Annotated in this window: 18 protein-coding genes; 11 read left to right on the forward strand and 7 right to left on the reverse strand. The window is 53.7% G+C overall.

The genetic code is table 11. From position 1 onward, the window contains the following. Window positions 1-68 precede the first annotated feature (68 nt). The 7 genes from P1X16_RS07385 (at window position 69) to P1X16_RS07415 (ending at window position 6,245) form a co-directional block, all read left to right on the forward strand. Window positions 69-575 (forward strand): chemotaxis protein CheW, encoded by a 507-nt coding sequence (locus P1X16_RS07385; RefSeq protein ID WP_277227303.1) that lies wholly within the window; start codon window positions 69-71, stop codon window positions 573-575. A gap of 78 nt (window positions 576-653) precedes the next feature. After that, window positions 654-1,022: a response regulator gene (locus P1X16_RS07390; protein WP_245124572.1), complete on the forward strand. Its 369-nt coding sequence runs from the start codon at window positions 654-656 to the stop codon at window positions 1,020-1,022. An 81-nt stretch (window positions 1,023-1,103) separates the two neighbouring features. After that, on the forward strand, window positions 1,104-2,186 hold the full coding sequence (locus P1X16_RS07395; protein WP_277227304.1) for a chemotaxis protein CheB: 1,083 nt from the start codon (window positions 1,104-1,106) through the stop codon (window positions 2,184-2,186). Continuing rightward, the gene (locus P1X16_RS07400) at window positions 2,183-3,811 is read left to right on the forward strand and encodes a chemotaxis protein CheA (protein WP_277227305.1); all 1,629 of its coding nucleotides are present in this window, start codon (window positions 2,183-2,185) and stop codon (window positions 3,809-3,811) included. The genes P1X16_RS07395 and P1X16_RS07400 overlap by 4 nt, the downstream gene beginning before the upstream one ends. Window positions 3,812-3,866: 55 nt before the next feature. Then, window positions 3,867-4,508 (forward strand): chemotaxis protein CheC, encoded by a 642-nt coding sequence (locus tag P1X16_RS07405; protein WP_277227306.1) that lies wholly within the window; start codon window positions 3,867-3,869, stop codon window positions 4,506-4,508. Between the two features lie 116 nt (window positions 4,509-4,624). After that, a complete protein-coding gene (locus P1X16_RS07410; protein WP_277227307.1) occupies window positions 4,625-5,719 on the forward strand; it encodes an agmatinase family protein in 1,095 nt (364 codons plus the stop codon). Window positions 5,720-5,909: 190 nt separating this feature from the next. Continuing rightward, window positions 5,910-6,245: a phage holin family protein gene (locus tag P1X16_RS07415; RefSeq protein ID WP_277227308.1), complete on the forward strand. Its 336-nt coding sequence runs from the start codon at window positions 5,910-5,912 to the stop codon at window positions 6,243-6,245. Window positions 6,246-6,323: 78 nt separating this feature from the next. On the opposite strand, the gene P1X16_RS07420 is transcribed toward P1X16_RS07415, so the two are convergent. After that, window positions 6,324-7,112 (reverse strand): DUF4349 domain-containing protein, encoded by a 789-nt coding sequence (locus tag P1X16_RS07420; protein WP_277227309.1) that lies wholly within the window; start codon window positions 7,110-7,112, stop codon window positions 6,324-6,326. Window positions 7,113-7,426: 314 nt separating this feature from the next. Between P1X16_RS07420 and P1X16_RS07425 the strand changes: the two genes are divergently transcribed. Beyond that, on the forward strand, window positions 7,427-7,972 hold the full coding sequence (locus P1X16_RS07425) for a GAF domain-containing protein (protein ID WP_277227310.1): 546 nt from the start codon (window positions 7,427-7,429) through the stop codon (window positions 7,970-7,972). Between the two features lie 48 nt (window positions 7,973-8,020). Here the strand turns inward: P1X16_RS07425 and murA are convergent, their stop codons facing one another. The 3 genes from murA to P1X16_RS07440 all read right to left on the reverse strand — a co-directional run bounded on the left by murA (window position 8,021) and on the right by P1X16_RS07440 (window position 12,620). Beyond that, window positions 8,021-9,325: a UDP-N-acetylglucosamine 1-carboxyvinyltransferase gene (gene murA, locus P1X16_RS07430; RefSeq protein WP_277227311.1), complete on the reverse strand. Its 1,305-nt coding sequence runs from the start codon at window positions 9,323-9,325 to the stop codon at window positions 8,021-8,023. A gap of 174 nt (window positions 9,326-9,499) precedes the next feature. Next, entirely contained in the window at window positions 9,500-10,228 is a 729-nt protein-coding gene (locus P1X16_RS07435) for a DUF4290 domain-containing protein (RefSeq protein WP_277227312.1), read from the reverse strand. A 133-nt stretch (window positions 10,229-10,361) separates the two neighbouring features. Beyond that, a complete protein-coding gene (locus tag P1X16_RS07440; RefSeq protein WP_277227313.1) occupies window positions 10,362-12,620 on the reverse strand; it encodes a UvrD-helicase domain-containing protein in 2,259 nt (752 codons plus the stop codon). 176 nt (window positions 12,621-12,796) lie between these two features. On the opposite strand from P1X16_RS07440, the gene P1X16_RS07445 reads away from it, so the two are divergent. From P1X16_RS07445 to P1X16_RS07455, 3 genes are all read left to right on the forward strand, one after another. Beyond that, window positions 12,797-14,059: a glycosyltransferase family 4 protein gene (locus tag P1X16_RS07445; protein WP_277227314.1), complete on the forward strand. Its 1,263-nt coding sequence runs from the start codon at window positions 12,797-12,799 to the stop codon at window positions 14,057-14,059. A 119-nt stretch (window positions 14,060-14,178) separates the two neighbouring features. Beyond that, window positions 14,179-14,760, forward strand: coding sequence for a DUF3109 family protein (locus P1X16_RS07450; RefSeq protein ID WP_277227315.1), 582 nt, complete (start codon window positions 14,179-14,181; stop codon window positions 14,758-14,760). A gap of 71 nt (window positions 14,761-14,831) precedes the next feature. Next, a complete protein-coding gene (locus P1X16_RS07455) occupies window positions 14,832-15,314 on the forward strand; it encodes a hypothetical protein (RefSeq protein WP_277227316.1) in 483 nt (160 codons plus the stop codon). A 63-nt stretch (window positions 15,315-15,377) separates the two neighbouring features. Here P1X16_RS07455 and accC read toward each other — a convergent pair whose 3' ends face one another. The 3 genes from accC to efp all read right to left on the reverse strand — a co-directional run bounded on the left by accC (window position 15,378) and on the right by efp (window position 17,912). After that, window positions 15,378-16,724: an acetyl-CoA carboxylase biotin carboxylase subunit gene (gene accC / locus P1X16_RS07460; protein ID WP_277227317.1), complete on the reverse strand. Its 1,347-nt coding sequence runs from the start codon at window positions 16,722-16,724 to the stop codon at window positions 15,378-15,380. 113 nt (window positions 16,725-16,837) lie between these two features. Then, a complete protein-coding gene (gene accB / locus P1X16_RS07465; RefSeq protein ID WP_277229488.1) occupies window positions 16,838-17,323 on the reverse strand; it encodes an acetyl-CoA carboxylase biotin carboxyl carrier protein in 486 nt (161 codons plus the stop codon). 25 nt (window positions 17,324-17,348) lie between these two features. After that, window positions 17,349-17,912, reverse strand: coding sequence for an elongation factor P (gene efp / locus P1X16_RS07470; protein WP_277227318.1), 564 nt, complete (start codon window positions 17,910-17,912; stop codon window positions 17,349-17,351). Window positions 17,913-17,921 lie beyond the last annotated feature (9 nt).

The raw sequence follows: 17,921 nt of genomic DNA on the forward strand, positions 1-17,921 counted from the left end.
ATACCCCACGGCTTGCCAACAACCAATAGTTCAAGTAGCAGTTCTCCTATATAAGTTTCAGTTGTTCAATGCCTGACGCAGAACAAAACAGCGACAAGAAAACCTTGAAGCCCGACGCCATCATTCAATTGATTGTTTTCCGGCTTGGCGACGAGGAATACGGCCTGCGCATCGAGCAGGTAAAAGAGGTAACGATAACGCCTGAAGTGGCGCGTATGCCCAAAACGCCGCCGTTTATCAAAGGCATAGCCAACCTGCGCGGCGATATTATTGCCATTGTTGATTTGGAAGAGCGGTTTGGGCTGCGGCCAGCGGGGCAGGAGCTACCTGCTACGTCGTACACCTTAGCCATCGAAGCCAAGGACTACACCATTGGGATTGTGGTCCGGGAAGTGCCGCAGCCATTATCAATTCCGGTTTCTATCATTGAAAAAGCGCCGGAGTTCATCCAAGACATCAACATCAACGACAAGTACATCGAGGGAATAGCCAAGGTAGACGGCCGCATCATCATCGTGCTCGACATGCTGAAGCTGCTTACTCCCTCTGAGATCATGCAATTGCAGTCTTCTTAAACATCTTTGCCTGCCGGCTGCCGTACAACGTCCAGCTTCTGTTCCTTCTGCTCTCTCTGGATTTTTGAAATACGTCTTATGAAAAACCGCATCCTCATCGTCGACGACTCTTTTTACATGCGCACGATGCTCAAGAATGTGCTTACTGATGCTGGCTATGAAGTAGTGGGTGAAGCCGCTAATGGCCAACAAGCCATTGAAATGGCGGCTGCCACTAAACCAGACCTCATCACCCTCGACGTAATTCTGCCCGACAACACTGGCCTTGATGTATTGAAAGGCATTCGTGAAAACGACCCTGATGTAAAGGTGGTAATGTGCAGCGCCGTAGGCCAAGAGGTGATTGTAAATGAAGCGCTGGAAAGCGGAGCTTCTGCCTACATCGTGAAGCCTTTCTCAGAAGAGAAGGTGCTGGAGATAGTAGGAGGGGCGCTAAGTGCTGAATAGCGCGCTGCTATAATTGCCTTCCACACAGTCAGCTGGCTTTTCGGCTGGCTGTGAGCCTGCCTGTTGTATTGGTTTTTTCTCGTGCCTGATATTCCCGTTCCCCAAACTGTTTTACTTGGTAGCTTGCCCACCGCCGGGCGGCTTGCACTGACGCGGCTACTGCAGCAGCTTGGGCTACGCGTAACTAATGTCAGCGAAGACCCAACTGAATTCATTACGCAAGTCCGCCGCCTTCGTCCCGCGCTATTAATTGTGGGAGAGCGGCAGCTGCGTGGGTTGGAAGTCCTTAGCCGCCATGTGGTGCTGCCGGTGTTGCTGTACTGTGAAAGTCAGCCACTGCCGGGCATGATGCGAGAAGCCAGCCGGTGGGGCGTTTTCGACTATATTTTAGCTGGTGCTGCCGCATTGGAATGGAGCAATACAATACTGCGCAAACTCGAAGTTGCTCCGGTACAGCCTGTTTCTTCGTGGCATTCAGTAAGTCGTGCGGCAGCCGTGCCTGGTTTACCGAGCGGCGTGGTAGTTATTGGCGGCTCCACGGGAAGCCCTGAAGTGGTTGAACAGTTGGTGCGGTCCTTACCGGCTACCCTGGCTTGCGCAGTAGTGGTGGCAGTACACTTGCCGGCATCCTTCCTGAACTCGTTTGTGAAGCGCCTAGCGCGGGCAAGTTCGTTGCCGGTTATTGCTGCCGGGGCAGGTACTCAACTAACACCAGGCTGTATTTTGGTAGCGCCCGGCGGCCATAACCTCGTGGTGAGGTCTGCGCTACATACTCCTTGGCAGTGCTGGCAAACTGATTTCTCAACCGAATCTAGCCCTTCCGGTGATGAGCCCTCAATTGATATTCTCATGCGCTCAGTTGCCCATACGGTGGGCAACAATGTGTTGGGAGTAGTCCTTACGGGTATGGGCCGCGACGGTACGCTAGGAGCGCAAGCAATCCGCCAGCACGGCGGCACTGTGTTGGCGCAGGACGAGGCTTCGTCGGTGCTTTTTTCCATGCCAAACTCGGTGATTCAAGCGGGGTGGGCCAATGCGGTGCTGCCGCTGGTAGAACTGCCCGAGGCTATTGTGCAGTATACTGCACAGTTCCGGCGGACGGCATCTGGTGTGCGCAGTACAAGATTTTCTGTTCCTTCTTCGTGTCGTCTGGTTGAGCTATGAAATCACGCGAGCAGGAATACCGTGAAATCTTTATGGCTGAGGCGCTCGAATACTACGACGCCATGAGCCAGCATATCAGCGAGCTGGAACGCAACCCCCAGGACCAGCCTTCTCTCAACGAGCTGTTCCGACTTATGCACAACCTGAAGTCCAATTCCCGGGCTATGGGCTTCACGGAAATCGGCGAAGTGGCGCACCATATGGAAACCATCTTCGGCTTGATTCGGGACAAGCAGCGCGACTTTACGGGCAGCTTAAGCAAGGTGCTTTTCTTGGGTATTGATACCATAGGCACGATGATTAGGGCCGTAGGTGAAGAAGCAGCCCTGCCCGATGTCACCACCTTGCTCGATAACCTTAACCGGTTGGTAGAAGGCCAAGAGCCCGAGCTGCCCGAGGAAGATTTGAGCGACGAAGAAGCCAACCGCAAGCTGGAGCTTTCGGACTTGGTTTACATTCAGATAAAAAAGCTCGACCACCTGCTCAACTTGGTAGGCGAGTTGATTATCGACCGGGACCGGATTCTGACACTAAGCCAAGAAATCGGCAATTCGGCCCTGCAATCCACTGCTGCCCATCTATTCCGCATCACCGATGAGTTGCAGTACTCGGTCATGGATGCGCGCTTGGTAAACGTGGGCTCCTTGCTAAACAAGTTTCCCCGGGTGGTGCGCGACGTGGCTACTGCCGAGCAAAAGCAAGTAGAGCTAACGCTCAGCGGCCAGGACATACAGATTGACCGCAACATCCTGCAGATCATCACCGATGCGCTTCTGCACCTAGTGCGCAATGCTGTAGGCCACGGCATCGAAACGCCCGCGGAGCGGGTGAAAGCCGGCAAGTCGGCGGAAGGGCACCTGCGGCTTTCGGCACAAACCGAGCGCGATGATGTGCTGATTCAAGTAATCGACGATGGCAAAGGCATCAACATCGAGCAGGTTCGCAAGAAGGCGGTAGAGCGTGGATTGGTGCCAAAGCAGATTGCCAAAACGCTGGATGATGATGCGGTGCGGGCTTTCCTGTTCGAGCCGGGCTTCTCCATGGCCAAGGAAGTAACCGAAATTTCCGGCCGCGGCGTCGGGCTCGACGTTGTCAAACTAGCTATCGACTCGCTCGGTGGGCAGTTGCGCGTCGATTCCAAGCTAGGGGAGGGCACCACCTTCACGTTGGTGCTCCCCACGTCTATTGCCGTAAAAGGCGCGTTGCTTTTCGAACTCGATCAGCGCAGCTACGCTATTCCACTCATGCACACCGATTCGGTTGTGTCGCTATGGCCTAAGCAGCTGCACGTCATTGGCGGGCTGTTAATGGCCAGTGTGCAGGGTGAAAATGTACCCGTGGTTAGTTTGCGTCGGCTGCTTAATGGAGACGGGCCAATGGCTCCGGTTTCACGCGCCGACATAGATGGCCGGCAGGACATTATCATCATTGCCTACAACAATCGCAAACTTGGGCTTATCGTTGATCGTTTTTTGCGACAGCAAGATATTGTCATTAAGCCTATGAGTAAGCCGCTGGATACCATTGAATTGTTTGGGGGAGTTACGTTGCTTGGCAGCGGGCAGGTCTGCCTGGTGCTCGATGTGCCCGCCTTAACTCGTCTGTTTCTAGCCCGGCGACCTTAAATTTACGTACTGCTGAATTCGCTGTGGTCACGTTATCGCAGCAGCAGCCAATCGAATGAATAATATGGACTTGCACATGACGGAACTGGAGCGCGACGTGGTCCGCGAAATTCTGAACATAGGACTGGCCCGCGCCGCCGACTCCTTCGCGGTGATTGCCCAAGAGAAGGTTCTTTTAGAAGTGCCTAGCCTCGATTTGGTGCCTGGTACTGGTATTCTTGACCGTGTGCGCGACATCGAGCAGAACCACGTTCCGGTGCAGTCCGACATTCGTGGCGAGTTCAATGGTACTACGCTGATGTTCTTTTCGGGACTACATATTCAGCGCCTGTCCAAGGTTTGTTTGCGCATGAATACGGCTCCATCCACGCAAATCGATGAAATGCAGGAGTCGTTGTTATTGGAAATCAGCAATATTATTACAGGCGCTTTAGTGACTCAGTTGGCTAACATCCTGAAAGCCAAGATATACGGCGCGCCACCTATTGCTCCTCGCGGAGACATTGCGACTTCCCTCAATAATTTGTTGCTCGCGCAGCCTCTAGTGCAGCCCCTGATATTTTCAGTTATCACGCAGTTTTCCGACAAAGACAACTCCGTGGAACTGCCCTTGATGCTGTTCTTCGACCGCCCTACTTTCGAGAAAATTCTCGATATCATTCGCACGTACGACTTTCTTAACGGTCAGCCTTCTTAACTAAGGTTGAAGACGAGATGGTGAGTTGGATGTTCTACTGACGCAAATTGCGCAACTAGAACACCCAACTCACCATTTTACCTTTAGGCCTCTTTCACCACCACACTATTCGCCTTATGGCTTCAACACATTCTTCTGCTCTCAAACACAAACTAGCAAACTTTGACCCCAATGCCCTAGGCGACGCGCAAGGTGGTGTATTTGGCTTGCCCTTCACTGTGGAAGAGGCGCAGGTGGTTATCGTACCTGTACCTTGGGAGGTTACCGTTTCGTATCGGGCCGGTACCGCCGAAGGCCCCGAAGCTATTCGTGAGGCTTCGCTGCAAGTTGACCTCTACGACCCGGACATGCCCGACGCGTGGCGGATGGGCCTGGCCATGGAAGAGGCCGATGAAAAAGTAGCTCAGGAAAGCCAGGAACTACGCAAGCAGGCTGCTGCCTACATTAAGTGGCTAGAGGCGGGCGAGCCTGCTGCTGAGGCCGCCAAGCATGCCGATGTACCCGCGGCCATCACCAAGCGCGGCTTAAGCTTGCTGAAGTACCTGAAAGAAAAAACCGGCGCGTATCTCGATGAGGGCAAGGGGGTTGTGCTGCTCGGCGGAGACCATAGCACGCCGCTTGGCTACCTGCACGCACTGGCTGAGCGCTACGATGATTTTGGTATTCTCCAAATTGATGCGCACTGTGACCTGCGTCCGGCGTACGAAGGCTTCGAGTACTCGCACGCTTCTATCATGTACAACGCGCTGAAGCTGCCACAGGTGAAAAAGCTGGTGCAGGTCGGCATCCGTGACTTAAGCCAGCAGGAAGCCGAAACGGTGGAGCACAGCCAAGGCCGGATTGCCATGTTCCATAACCGCTTCCTGAGCGACGAGCGCTTTGCGAAGAAATCCTGGAAAAAGGTGTGTGGTAAAATCATTGCGCAGCTGCCGCAGAAGGTGTACCTAAGCTTTGATATTGACGGACTCGACCCGAAGCTCTGTCCGGGCACAGGTACGCCGGTACCCGGTGGCCTCGAGTTTGAAGAAGCCCTTTACCTCATTCGTGAGGTTGTACGCTCCGGCCGCACCATTATCGGCTGCGACCTAAACGAAGTAGCACCCGGCGACACCGAATGGAATGCTATTGTTGGTGCGCGTCTGCTTTACAGCATGGCCAACTGGATGGGCGTATCCCAAGGCCGCCTCACCGACAGAGCCGCCGAAAAGTAGAAGCAGTAGAGAATTATAAAAGGGGAGGCGGAGCAGTTGTCTTTATCGGTCGATAAAGACAACTGCTCCGCCTCCCCTTTTTCTGGTAGTAGAAGAGAGGCAATTAAGCGAATTAGGCCTCAGGCTATCCTTTTCACCTCATCCGCGTACATTCCCCAACTTTCTCCCTCACTTACATTTCTCTACGCTCATGGGATTTATTCTCAAGTTTCTGCTCACGGCAGTTATCACCTATCTGCTGGCTGCATTTCTACCTGGCTCTCACATTGGGGGCTTCACCGACGCCTTATTGCTGGTCATCGTGCTGGCTGTCTTGAATGCCGTACTGAAGCCAGTCTTGAAGATACTCGGGCTGCCCATCACGATCCTGACGCTTGGCCTGTTCCTGTTGGTTATCAACGCTGCCATCGTCATGATTGCCGACGCACTGCTGTCAGGCTTTGCAGTAGATAACTTTCTCTCCGCACTGCTCTTTAGCGTGGTGCTATCGGTTGTAACGTCTGTCGTGGATATGATTGTAGACTAAGTAGTTAATATCACCATAAAAAAGCCCCAGCTACTCAAGTAGCCAGGGCTTTTTTATGATACATGCATCAAATAAGTTCTAGAGCGAAGCCGCTGCACGCTGCCGGCGTCGTTGTCGCCAAGCGCGTAGCCCCCACACGCCAAGCACGGCACCAAGCAGGAGCGGCCAAGCTGTTACCAAGGCTAGCACGAGGCCAGTGAACAACTCCCAACCATCGTAGAAAGATTGAACGAGTCGGCTGCTAAAGGAAATAACCGGCGCATCTGGTGCGGTTAAGGGTAATTCCTGGAAGTAGGTCAGCGTGATGGTAGAGTAGGCTACCTGGTCATTGAGTGTTTTTAGCCGGCTTTCTGTTGCTTCGATGTCGCCGCGCACATTGCCTATTTTCTCTTCTATTTCTAGAATGTCAGATACCTTTTTGGCCTGACTCAGCAGGGCAATGTAGCGTTGTTCTAGAGCTCGTTTGGTGCCTAAACGCGCCGATATATCGGCATGTTCGGCCGTTACGTCGTCGGTACTCAGGGTTTTAGAAACCAAAGTGCCTAGTCCGTTAAGACCACCTAGCATAGCCTGAAAGCGGCTCGGTACTACCCTGATTTTCATTTGGTGCTGCCGCTGCCCATCCTGGCGCGTCTCCGACGCATCCGACACGTAGGCTCCATATGTGCGCGTGAGGCTGTCCATGCGGGCGTTAGCCCGGTCTAGGTCTTCCACTTTCACCCGTACCTCGGCATGATAAATCAGTTTGCGTGTAGCGGCCGGAGCAGCGGTTACCCTGGCAGACACGGGAGGATCTTGGGCTGCGGCTTCCGTAGCAAGAGAAGTTTCTTCCAGCTCCTTATCTGATTCAGATACAGATTCAGACAAAGTAGGAGCCATCACGTTTTCCGGAGCGGCCATACTAGTGCTTTCTGGAGCAGATTCCTGCTTATCGCTACAGGAAGCCAGCCAAAACAAGCTTAAACAAAGAAGCAATGCGGTTCTTCTCATGGGGCAGGAACTTGAAAGTGAGTAGGTTCTTCGACACTTACCACCAGCACGTTACCTCAACGCTAAACTGTCATTGCCTGGTATATGGACCATTCTGTAGCTAACCCAACCTCCAGCTATTGTGGAAGTCAGTCAATAACTATTCAACAGCCTGCCCGTTTTCACATAAGCATGTTCTCGACCCAATCAGTATGAATTCAACTGTCAATCATTCTCTGCTTTTAACAGTGCCCGCCGACGAATCACCTACTGCTACTATCAACCGGGTACTAGAGCAAGTAGGGAAGTATCTGGATGCCGACCGTTGTTTTCTGTACGTCCGAGACCCAACCGTTGGGAAAGGCCGCATCGCCTTCTGCTGGCGCAAAAACGACGTGGTACCCAACCCTATCCATGACTGGCAGGAAGACACCACCGACTTACCGAAGGAAGACCCATTGTTTCGGGCTGCATTGGCTACACGGCCTTCCGTGTTCGTGGAGGATGTAGAAACTGCCACACCCGATGTACTCAACCGTGAATTCGAGCATAAAACCTTCGGCCACCGCGCGCTGATTCATGCCCACATCACCGAAAACGACCAACTGTGGGGCATTCTGCAGCCCTGCTTGTTTGGGCAACCGCACCATTGGACTTTGCAAGAACGTGCTGCCATTGAAGCCATTTTGCCGGCTTTGGTGCCAGTTATCAAGGCGTATATCAGCAGCGTAAAAATTCCGGTAAAGGCAAAAAAATAGGTGCTGCTTTTGCGGCAGCACCTATTTTTTGTCTATAAGGAAGGTTGCTTACAAACGACGAATCTGTGCTCCTAAAGCGTTCAGACGCTTGTCGATGTGCTGATAGCCGCGGTCGATTTGCTCTACGTTCTCGATTACGCTACGACCGTCGGCAGATAGAGCAGCAATCAGCAACGCTACACCCGCTCGAATATCAGGAGAGGTCATCGTGATGCCGTGCAGACGGGTGCGCTTGTTGAGGCCAATAACGGTAGCGCGGTGCGGGTCGCAGAGAATAATCTGGGCGCCCATGTCGATAAGCTTGTCCACGAAGAATAAGCGACTCTCGAACATTTTCTGGTGAATGAGCACAGTGCCTTTTGCTTGCGCGGCTACTACCAGCACAATGCTGAGCAAGTCAGGAGTTAGGCCCGGCCAGGTATGGTCGGAGATGGTTAGGATGCTGCCGTCGAGGTAAGTGGAAATCTCGTAGCGGTCCTGAGCCGGGATGTAGATATCGTCGCCGCGGAATTCCAGCTGGATGCCGAGTTTGCGGAACGTGTCCGGAATAACCCCTAGCTCGGAAATCTGACAGTCTTTGATGGTAATTTCAGACCCGGTCATGGCCGCGAGGCCAATGAACGAGCCGATTTCAATCATGTCGGGCAGCATGCGGTGATCGGTGCCACCGAGGCTTTCCACGCCTTCAATGGTGAGTAGATTAGAGCCGATGCCGTTGATACGAGCACCCATACGCACTAGCATTTTGCAAAGCTGCTGCACGTACGGCTCGCAGGCCGCGTTATAGATGGTAGTAGTGCCTTCAGCCAGCACAGCGGCCATTACAATATTGGCAGTGCCCGTTACAGAGGCTTCTTCTAGCAGCATGTAGGCGCCACGCAGTCGGCCTTCGGAGTTGATGCGATAGAAGTCCAATCCCTCAAGCGTGAGCTTGCCACCGAGCTTTTCCAAGCCCACAAAGTGCGTGTCCAGCGGGCGGCGGCCAATTTTGTCGCCGCCTGGCTTCGGTAATTGGCATTTGCCGAAACGAGCCAGCATAGGGCCAAGAATCATTACCGACCCGCGCAACGCTCTGCCTTGTGCCACAAATTCGGGCGTGTCAAGGTAGTCGATGTGCACATCGTCGGCTTGAAAACGGTAGGTATCCGTGGCAAGCTTACCTACTTTAACACCCATATCGCGCAGCAACTCAATCAGCTTGTTGACGTCGCGGATATCGGGAATGTTGGAGATGGTAACGGGTTCCGAGGTAAGCAATACAGCACAAAGAATCTGCAATGCCTCGTTTTTGGCGCCCTGGGGCACAATTTCTCCTTTAAGCGGATTCCCGCCAATTACTTCAAATGCGGCCATATAGTAGAAGTTAGGAGCTAAGAGCTAGAGATTAGAGCAGTAAGTTGAAGAGAAGTAACTAGAAAGTAAGAGGAAGCCGGAATATCAGACAGAGTATTCCAGTTTTAACTTCTTTGCTTCTAATTACTCGTCTTCTGCTGCTTTGAACTTCTGGCTTCTAGCTCCTCCAAAAAATTACTGAGGAGGTTGCTGAGGCTCTTGACGGCCTTTTTTGCCACCGCGGCGCTGCTTGTCGCGCCGGTTGCCACCGCTATTGTTGCCGCGGCGTCCTTCACGGTCTTGGCGCGGCTGTGGCACAATGAAGGCAGCCCGGCTCGAACCACCGGCAGCTACTGGAGCTGAACCGCCTGCAAATTCAAACAAGCCCTGGGCTTCCACCTGCGCCGGGTCCAGGGTTAGCTGCCCACCAGAGAGGTCTTTGAGGTGCTTGAGAATAGTGACGTCCTTAGCGTTTTCCTTGTTGTGCGAGCGGTACAGGTACTTCATAGTCCGCCCGATAGTAATGGTCGCCTGCTCGCGCTCTGTTGGGTCTTGCAACGACAAGGCCTTTTCCACCATCAGCTCCACGCTTTTGCCATAGGCACGCAGCTTGGGGTTCTGGGTGGGGTAGGGTACTGGCTTGGGATGCTGGTTGAGCTGGCTGAGCCCTTGCAACTCGAACGGCGCATCGATGTCTAAGTCCTCGTCGGCCATCTCGTAGAGGTGGTTCCAGACGCGCTGCTGTGCATCGGGCTGGTCGCGCAGGGCGGGTTGCAGCCGGAAGATGAGCTGCACAATTTGGGTGGCGCGGCGCGTACGCTCGGCCTTGTCTTCTACTTCGCGCAGGCCTTGTACCAGTTGATAGGTACTTTGGCCGTACTCGCGTTGCAGAAGTTCGTGTTTATGTAAGGAGGGTAGGGGCATCGGAAAAGAAAATCCTAGGAATTAGGGCTAGTAGCGGTGTATACAGCCGCTACATTGCTGGTAAATGGGGAGTTGGTTATTGTCCCTGCTCGGTATTTGCAAAGCCAAAGCTAGCCATACCGCCGTTATTGCATCAACCAAGCACCCGCAATTTCGCAAAACTCAGCAATAACGTCTTCTCGCCGACTTCCTCGAACTGAATAATAGCTTTGGTAGAGCCCGAAACGGTTTCCAGCTTGGTCACATGGCCGAAACCAAACTTGGGGTGCTCCACCCGCTGCCCGGTTTGCAGGTTGCTGGTATCAGAGGGTTGGAAGTCGGCGGGGGGCGTATAGCCTTTGGCTACTGTCTTACGCGGAGGAGTGGGTAAGAGGTTGCTGCGGCGTTCGAATACATGCCCAAACGGCGACTCGCCCGGCCCGGCACTAGGCGTAGCGGCAAACTTGAAGTCCACGAACTGCGGATCAATCTCATCCAAGAACCGGCTCTTCTCGCAGCTGCGCAAGTTGCCCCATTGGTAACGGGAAGTAGCGTAGCTCAGCGTCAGCTTCTTCTCGGCCCGCGTGATGGCCACGTAAAACAGCCGGCGCTCTTCCTCCAAGTCGGCTCGCGAGGTAATCATCATCTGGCTCGGAAAGAGGTTTTCCTCCATGCCCACGATGTACACGTTGCGAAACTCCAAGCCTTTGGCCGAGTGAATCGTCATCATGGTTACGGTTTCGCCTTCTTGCTGCGCATCTTTCGTGTCAGCATCCGTTACGAGGGCAATATCCTGCAGAAACGCGCCAAGCGTTTTGTCTTCGCGTTCTGGGTCCTCAGTGTAGGCCTTCACACCGTTCAGCAATTCCTGGATGTTCTCGTAGCGGGAGAGACCTTCGATGCTCTTGTCAGCATACAACTCCTCAATCATGCCCGAGTTTTTGGCAATAAACTTGGCGGCTTCAAAGGCATCTTCCTTGGCCGCTACCGCCGTGTACGCCTTAATCTTCTCGGCGAAGTCCACTATCGGGTTGGCAGCGCGGGTGGGCAGGAACTGGTCGGCATTGGATACTACCTCCCAAATGGTGTGGTTGCTTTCCTCGGCAGCGTTGATGAGCTTGGCAATAGTGGTGTCGCCGATGCCGCGCTTGGGGTAGTTGATAACGCGGCGCAGCGCCTGCTCGTCGTTGGGGTTTACTGTGAGGCGCAGGTAAGCCACCAAATCTTTGATTTCCTTGCGCTGATAGAAGCTCAGGCCGCCCACAATCTTGTAGCGAATGTTGAGCTTACGCAGGGCTTCTTCTATGGCCCGGCTTTGGGCGTTGGTGCGGTACAAGATGGCAAAATCGTCGTACGACAGATGGTGACTCATCTTGTCCTCGAATATGGAGTTGGCCACCAACTTGCCTTCCTCGTTGTCGGAAGAGGCCTTGAGTACTTCGATTAGCGGACCTTCCTCGTTGTCGGAGAAAACGTCTTTGCGAAGCTGGGCCTGGTTGTTTTTAATAACCGAGTTGGCCGCCTTCACAATAGTTTTGGTGGAGCGGTAGTTCTGCTCCAGTTTGAACACCTGCAACTCGGGGTAGTCCTTCTCGAAGTTGAGAATGTTCTGAATATCAGCGCCCCGGAAGGCGTAAATACTTTGCGCGTCGTCGCCTACCACGCAAATGTTGCGCTCCTTGGCCGCCAGCTTGCGCGCAATTAGGTACTGCGAGTAGTTGGTGTCTTGGTACTCGTCCACCATCACGTACTTAAACAAGTTCTGGTACTTGTTTAGGACATCGGGGTGGTCCTTGAACAAGACGTTGGTTTGGTAGAGCAGGTCGTCGAAGTCCATGGCGCCAGCCTTGAAGCAGCGGTTGGCGTACTGCTGGTAAATCACGCCAATCTTGGGCCGCAACGCCGCCTCATCGTCCTGCCGAATCACGGGGTCGTTGAGGTATTGCTGCACAGAAATGAGCTTGTTCTTCGCGGCCGAAATTCGACCGAGTACCATGCCGGGCTTGTAGAGCTTATCGTCGAGCTCCAGCTCTTTCAAGATCTGGCTGACCAGCGTTTTGCTGTCTTGTGTGTCGTAGATGGTGAACGAGCGGGGGAAACCTATTTTGTCGGCTTCGGAGCGCAAAATCCGGGCGAAAATGCTGTGGAAAGTGCCCATCCACAGGTTCTTGGCTGCCGCGCCACCCACTACCTTTTCGATACGGGCGCGCATCTCCTTGGCGGCCTTGTTGGTGAAGGTAAGGGCGAGGATATTGAACGGGTCGACGCCCTGTTCGAGTAAGTTGGCAATGCGGTAGGTAAGCACCCGGGTTTTGCCCGAGCCCGCGCCGGCTATAATCATGCAAGGGCCGTCGATTTGCATCACGGCAGCCGCCTGCGAGGGATTTAGTAGGGAAAGATAATCCAGTGCCATTCAGAAAAGCTAAGCGTTTTGGCTTATTAGCAAAGGTACGGCTTTACAGTGGGGTGAGGAAGTACAAATTCCAGTTGTAACACGAGCTTTGGCATACACTGATGAGGAAAGCAATAGTAGCCTAGCGTCGTCCTTGTTGGTTAAGTATATCGTCTGGTCAAGCATACACGGTACCAATGCAAAGCAGGGCTGTATTCCTAGATAACCTCAACCTCTCCCAACACAAAAACTACGAGCCGTATCTTCGCCGCGTGAATCCTGCTGAGTTTGCCGCTGTTTCCTTTGCTCCCGATGCCGTTGTTGGGTCGCCTTATCCGTTGTCGTTGCTATGTTTGTCGGCGAGCTGGGGTGGGCTAGAATTGAACACCGTGCGCTTCGCCGATTGGATGCACCGTCGCGGCTGGCCAGTGCAGGTGATTACGCTCGTCGGCTCGCCCATTGCTGCGCGAGCGGAGGCCCTGAACTTGCCCGTAGCTTATCTTACCAACCGTTGGAAAGCGCTGGACGTTCCCGCTGCACGTTTGCTGGCTCATACATTGCGCGCCTTCAACACTCGTACGCTCATCGTCACCCGCAACGGCGACTTAGGGTTGGCCGTGCTGAGCAAAACGGTGCATCTGCCTAGCCTCAAGCTACTATATCAGCAGCATATGCAGCTAGGGCCCCCGAAGCGTAGTGTGGTGCACACTTTACGCTTTCGGGCGCTGGATGCGTGGCTCTCGCCGCTGCCGGGGCTCGCACGGCAGGTGTTAGAGAAAACCCATTTATCGCCTAAAAAACTGCATGTCGTACCGCTGGGTATCGAGCTAGAGAAGTTCGCCGACCCTGCTCTAACCCGCACTATTGCCCGACAACATTTGAACTTGCAACTGCCTGCTAATGTGGTGCTACTAGGCCTCATCGGTCGGTTTGATGATGGCAAGGGACAGGACTTTTTGGTAGAAGAGTTGGCAGTCTTACGCAAGCAGCACCCTGCTGTGCCGCTTCACCTGCTACTAGTTGGCGAATCGACGCGCAATGAAGGCAATACGTATCGTGAAGCAGTGCTACGCCGGGTGCAGGAGCTAGGCTTAGGGGAGGTGGTGCACATCCGCGAGTTTACGCCGCAGCCCGAAATTGCCTACCGCGCCCTCGATATTTCCATCACGGGTTCCACCAACGAGACCTACGGAATGGTCACTATCGAGGCTATGGCAGCAGGCTTGCCAGTAGTGGCCACGGCCACCGGTGGTACCTTGGAGATAATAGATGATGGCGGCACGGGTCTGCTGTTTCCGCTGCGCAACGCAGCCGCTTTTGAAACGGCCATCGGGCGCTTGTTGAGTGAGCCTGAACTGATGCAGGAGTTGGGAGAGCAAGCACAGGCCGTGGCGTTGGCCACGTATTCGCATCACCGGCAGTGCAAGCTGACCGAAGACGTGCTGTTTGGGCTAAGGTAATTGGGTATCTTTGCAGTTAATCTTTCGGCAGAGGAACGCAGAAGTTGACGCACGCAGTTGTAAAGAACGGCCTTTGTCAACCTGATTGCAACCTCTGCAGCCCTCAGCAGGAACCCACTATGATCATCATTCAAAATACTGTCATCTCCGATGACATTCGGGACAACTTTTTCGTCTGCAACCTGGAAGCTTGTAAGGGCGCCTGCTGCGTGGAAGGCGACCTAGGAGCTCCCCTGGAAGAAGAAGAGCTACAAATTCTCGAAGCCGAATACCAAAACATTAAGCCATTTCTGACGCAAGCTGGTCAACAAGCCATCGAGCAGCAAGGCCTCTACATCAAGGATTGGGAAGGCGACTACAGCACCACTACCATCAACGACCGGGAGTGCGCCTACGCCCTCTACGACGAGCGTGGAATCTTGAAGTGTGGCATTGAGCAGGCATATTTAGCCGGTGCTACCAGCTTCAAAAAGCCTGTCAGCTGTCATCTGTACCCAATCCGCATTACTAAGTACGAAGGCTTCGAGGCCCTGAACTACGACCGGTGGAATATCTGCAACCCAGCGTGCTCTTTTGGGGCCAACCTAGGTGTGCGCATCTACCAGTTTCTCAAAGAGCCATTAGTGCGCAAGTACGGGGAGGATTGGTACGGCGAGTTGGTACAGGAAATCGAGCAAGGTGCCCCCGAACTAAACAAGTAGATAACACAAATAAAGGCCGACTGCGAAGTTGGCCTTTTTGTTTCATGGCACGACCGGATAGCTAGGCCAATATGGAAGAATTGTACTTAAGTAGAGTGCTGTCTGCTACCCAAATCCAGCACTTTCTGCAGACCGTAATGCTTGGTCTCACGGCTTTCGCTTGGGACATGTTGGTAGGTGACGAGCAACCAATGGAATTTGATTCTAGCTGCCCCACGCACATCTTCTTTGAAGCTACCGAATCCGAAGTGCCGCACTTTCCGCAACACGTAGCTATTTACCGCACTCCCCGAGCGAATGAGGAAGCCAGAGCACTATGGCTAGGGCAACAACTCTCGTCACAGTTTGACATAGCTGTGCTGGTGCCATTCACACATCCAGAACAACCGGATGATTTATACTATGACATTGTGTTTATGAAAGGGGAAAGCTATTTGGCCGACGACAGCGAAACCGAGTTCGGTGAGCCAGATGCTAAGCCCGTGCGCATAGTAGGTAGCTACTACCTACCCAAAGCTCACTTTGATAGTTTTGGAAACTTAACCAGTCCCTGAATAAACAAAACGCCCGGTCTCTTTTCTGACCGGGCGTTTTGTTTACCATTAGCATATCTAAAATTACAACTCAGAAAAGTCAAATGACGTCTCCAGGAATTTCGTCGTGAAGTCACCGTCCTGGAAGTTCTTGTTGTCCATCAGAGCCAAGTGGAACGGGATAGTGGTCTTTACGCCTTCCACCACGAATTCACTCAATGCACGCTTCATCTTCACGATGCACTCCTGGCGGGTCTGGGCAACGGTGATGAGCTTAGCTATCATCGAATCGTAGTTCGAGGGAATGGTGTAGCCCGCATACACGTGGGTATCAACTCGAACGCCGTGGCCACCAGGAATGTGCAACGTCGTGATTTTGCCGGGGGAGGGGCGGAAGTCCCGGGTAGGATCTTCGGCGTTGATGCGGCACTCCATGGCGTGCATCTTAGGATAGTAGTTGTCGCCGGAAATCGGGATGCCAGCGGCTACTTTAATCTGCTCCTTGATGAGGTCGTAGTTGACGATTTCCTCGGTCACGGGATGCTCCACCTGAATGCGGGTGTTCATCTCCATGAAATAGAAATCCCGGTTTTTGTCTACCAAAAACTCGATGGTGCCCACGCCTTCGTAACCGATGGCGCCGGCGCCAGCCACAGCCGCTTGGCCCATCCGCTCGCGTAATTCGTCGGTCATGAAAGGAGAAGGCGCTTCTTCCACTAGCTTCTGGTGGCGGCGCTGAATCGAGCAGTCGCGCTCGGAGAGGTGGCAAACGCGGCCGTATTGGTCACCGCACACCTGAATCTCGATGTGGCGTGGCTCTTCCACAAACTTCTCTAGGTACACACCATCGTTGCCGAAGGCGGCTTTGGCCTCGGTGCGAGCGTCGTTCCAAGCCTTCTCGAAGTCTTCTTCGGAAGGAATGATGCGCATACCACGCCCGCCGCCACCGGCAGTAGCTTTTAGAATAACCGGATACTTGATTTTGGCGGCTACCTTCTTGCCTTGCTCCACCGATTCGAGCAAGCCGGCCGAACCTGGAATGCAGGGTACGCCCGCTTTAATCATGGTAGCTTTAGCCGAGGCCTTGTCGCCCATTTGGTTGATCATCTCGGGCGTAGCCCCGATGAACTTGATGCCGTTTTCCTGGCATACACGCGAGAATTCCGCGTTTTCGCTTAGGAAACCGTAACCTGGGTGAATGGCATCGGCATTGGTTATTTCCGCTGCCGCAATCAGGGTGGGGATACTGAGGTAAGACTGCGAGGAGGGAGGGGGGCCAATGCAAACTGCTTCATCAGCGAAGCGCACGTGCAGGCTTTCCTTGTCGGCGGTAGAATAGACAGCCACCGTTTTGATGCCCATTTCCTTGCAAGTCCGGATAATGCGCAGCGCAATTTCACCCCGGTTGGCAATCAGTATTTTCTTGAACATTGGTTGTTAGGGCTTAAGGTCTTGGGGTCTTCAAGCAAAAGCAAAGGGCCTTACAAACTTGGCGCTGATGGAAACCAGCCCCCAAGTTTCTAAGACCCTAAGACCCCAATGAATTACATTGGCTCGATCAGGAACAGCGGCTGGTCGTACTCCACCGGCGAGGCGTTTTCGACCATGGCTTTCACAATGCGGCCCGATGCTTCGGCCTCTATTTCATTGAATAATTTCATGGCTTCGATGATGCAGATCACCTGGCCTTTTTCCACCAAATCACCTACCTGCACGAAAGCTGGAGTGTCGGGGCTGCTGCTGCGGTAGAACGTGCCAATCATGGGAGCTTTCAGCGCCACATAGTTGTCAGCCGCTGGCGCCGCAGCTGCGGGCGCTGCCGGAGTTGGAGCTGGAGTAGCAGGAACAGGGGCCGGAGCAGTGGGCGCAGGAGCTGGCGCAGGCGCGGCAGAAGCCGATACGCCACCTACTGGCTTGTAGCTGGGCTCACGTTGTACGGAGATCTTAAACTCCTCCGTTTCAATGTTGACTTTGTTGAGGCCCGACTTCGCAATGAAGTCGATAAGTTCCTGGAGTTCCTTGGCTTTCATGGCGGCGCTTGACTTGCTGGACTGCTTATTTGACTCTTTCGACATAGGAGTAGTCGCGGGTATCGACGCGGATTTTAGTGTCCTGATCAATGAACAGTGGCACCTGAATCCGGGCCCCGGTCTCGACAATAGCAGGCTTGAGCGTGTTAGTGGCTGTGTCGCCTTTCAGGCCAGGCTCAGTGTAGGTTACAACCAATTCCACGGTGGTCGGCAGTTCGGCTGTGAGAGGCTGCTCGGTTTCGGCGTGGAACAGGATGGTAGCTTCCTGGCCTTCTTTCATCAGGTCGGCGAAGGGCACCATGGCTTCGGGCAGCACTACCTGCTCGAAAGTGGCATTGTCCATGAACGTGTAGCCGTAGTCGTCCTTGAACAGGTACTGGTGCGGACGTTGCTCGACGCGGGCGGTTTCCACTTTCACCCCGGCATTGAACGTGTTGTCAATCACCTTGCCGGTTTTGATGTTGCGGAGCTTAGTACGCACGAAGGCGGGACCTTTGCCGGGCTTTACGTGCTGAAACTCCGTGATGACGTGCAAGTCGCCATTGTAGTTGAGCACTAGTCCGTTGCGGAAATCTGCGGTAGTAGCCATGTTAAAGTG

The sequence above is a fragment of the Hymenobacter sp. YC55 genome (genome assembly GCF_029433095.1).
In the GTDB taxonomy this organism is placed as follows: Bacteria; Bacteroidota; Bacteroidia; order Cytophagales; family Hymenobacteraceae; genus Hymenobacter.

Bases quoted from the DNA above. Each gene is read 5' to 3' on its own strand.
- P1X16_RS07385 (WP_277227303.1), top strand. From the start codon at position 69: ATGCCTGACGCAGAACAAAACAGCGACAAGAAAACCTTGAAGCCCGAC.
- P1X16_RS07390 (WP_245124572.1), top strand. From the start codon at position 654: ATGAAAAACCGCATCCTCATCGTCGACGACTCTTTTTACATGCGCACG.
- P1X16_RS07400 (WP_277227305.1), top strand. From the start codon at position 2,183: ATGAAATCACGCGAGCAGGAATACCGTGAAATCTTTATGGCTGAGGCG.
- P1X16_RS07405 (WP_277227306.1), top strand. From the start codon at position 3,867: ATGAATAATATGGACTTGCACATGACGGAACTGGAGCGCGACGTGGTC.
- P1X16_RS07410 (WP_277227307.1), top strand. From the start codon at position 4,625: ATGGCTTCAACACATTCTTCTGCTCTCAAACACAAACTAGCAAACTTT.
- P1X16_RS07415 (WP_277227308.1), top strand. From the start codon at position 5,910: ATGGGATTTATTCTCAAGTTTCTGCTCACGGCAGTTATCACCTATCTG.
- P1X16_RS07425 (WP_277227310.1), top strand. From the start codon at position 7,427: ATGAATTCAACTGTCAATCATTCTCTGCTTTTAACAGTGCCCGCCGAC.
- murA (WP_277227311.1), bottom strand. From the start codon at position 9,325: ATGGCCGCATTTGAAGTAATTGGCGGGAATCCGCTTAAAGGAGAAATT.
- P1X16_RS07435 (WP_277227312.1), bottom strand. From the start codon at position 10,228: ATGCCCCTACCCTCCTTACATAAACACGAACTTCTGCAACGCGAGTAC.
- P1X16_RS07440 (WP_277227313.1), bottom strand. From the start codon at position 12,620: ATGGCACTGGATTATCTTTCCCTACTAAATCCCTCGCAGGCGGCTGCC.
- P1X16_RS07445 (WP_277227314.1), top strand. From the start codon at position 12,797: ATGCAAAGCAGGGCTGTATTCCTAGATAACCTCAACCTCTCCCAACAC.
- P1X16_RS07450 (WP_277227315.1), top strand. From the start codon at position 14,179: ATGATCATCATTCAAAATACTGTCATCTCCGATGACATTCGGGACAAC.
- P1X16_RS07455 (WP_277227316.1), top strand. From the start codon at position 14,832: ATGGAAGAATTGTACTTAAGTAGAGTGCTGTCTGCTACCCAAATCCAG.
- accC (WP_277227317.1), bottom strand. From the start codon at position 16,724: ATGTTCAAGAAAATACTGATTGCCAACCGGGGTGAAATTGCGCTGCGC.
- accB (WP_277229488.1), bottom strand. From the start codon at position 17,323: ATGAAAGCCAAGGAACTCCAGGAACTTATCGACTTCATTGCGAAGTCG.
- efp (WP_277227318.1), bottom strand. From the start codon at position 17,912: ATGGCTACTACCGCAGATTTCCGCAACGGACTAGTGCTCAACTACAAT.